Source organism: Chelativorans alearensis (assembly GCF_010993735.1).
Lineage (GTDB): Bacteria > Pseudomonadota > Alphaproteobacteria > Rhizobiales > Rhizobiaceae > Chelativorans > Chelativorans alearense.
Window position 1 is genome coordinate 1 of the sequence record NZ_WQNI01000035.1, and the last position, 1,175, is coordinate 1,175.

Sequence of the window (1,175 nt, forward strand, 5' to 3'; positions counted from 1 at the left end):
ACGGGTACTTAGATGTTTCAGTTCCCCGCGTTCGCTTCTTATCCCTATGTATTCAGAATAAGATACCTTAACCGATACTTGGAAACCATTTTGGTTCTCGCTCACAGGCCGCACCGCATCCCTTGCGGGATGCTGGCCCTGCGCGGGCGCGCCGGAACACCGGCGGCGGCCGGTCGGCCGCTGAACCCGCCCACCCGCAAACCGCGGATGGCGCTCCAACCAAAAAGATTTTCCAAGTATCGAAGGTGGGTTTCCCCATTCGGATATCCACGGATCAAAGGGTATTCGCACCTCCCCGTGGCTTTTCGCAGCGTATCACGTCCTTCATCGCCTGTGCATGCCAAGGCATCCACCAGTCGCCCTTAAGACACTTGATCATTCTCATTGCCAATGCCCATCCAGGTTCGCACCCGAACGACATCGGCAGAAAAGACCAGCTTCTCGAGATCTGTCCGGTGGCCTGCGGTTAGGCGAGCCAATCCTATGCCGGAGATTGAGCGTCTCCGGCGACGATGCCGCATCCATCGACACCCGGCCACCTACGGAAGGTTATGGACCTTCCCGGACCAGGCTCCGAACGCGGAACCCGAACAAATCTTCTCTTCACGATGTCACACAGAACAGGCGGCCAGCTTCGCCGGCCGCAAACTTTTTTTCTTCAACGATGATCGATCAACCCACAAAGCCGGCCAAAACCGGACGGCCCTGCCAAGCTCGGGGAGCAAAGCAGGATGGTGGAGCCGGACGGGATCGAACCGACGACCCCCTGCTTGCAAAGCAGGAGGTGCTCTCCCAGCTGAGCTACGGCCCCTTTTCGCCTTACGAGCGGAAATGGTGGGCCTGGATAGACTCGAACTATCGACCTCACCCTTATCAGGGGTGCGCTCTAACCACCTGAGCTACAGGCCCGGATCAGTGGTCGGCAACCAGGCCAATCTTAGCCCTGACACAGCCCTCAGCCCCTGACACAGGGGAACCCCGAAGCCGCACAAGGCTTCGCAAGCGCGACCGCGCGTCGGGCACGTTTGCCCGCCCCGTCCGGAGGATAGCGGCGAAGCCGCGCTCATCCGTGAGGACAACACCAAATGACCAATCATCAAGAAGAAAGAGAAACGAAGGCGGCAGGGCCGGCCTGTAAGGTCGGCCGAAGAATGACTTTCCTCGGCCTTTGTTCT

General features: G+C 59.1%; 2 tRNA genes and 1 rRNA gene. All 3 read right to left on the bottom strand.

The features are described 5' to 3' along the window. Window positions 1–377: ribosomal RNA gene (locus GPJ75_RS27115) — 23S ribosomal RNA — on the bottom strand; the annotation flags it as partial. Window positions 378–732: 355 nt separating this feature from the next. After that, window positions 733–811: transfer RNA gene (locus GPJ75_RS27120), tRNA-Ala, on the bottom strand. A 21-nt stretch (window positions 812–832) separates the two neighbouring features. Then, window positions 833–909: transfer RNA gene (locus GPJ75_RS27125), tRNA-Ile, on the bottom strand. Between the last annotated feature and the right edge of the window lie 266 nt (window positions 910–1,175).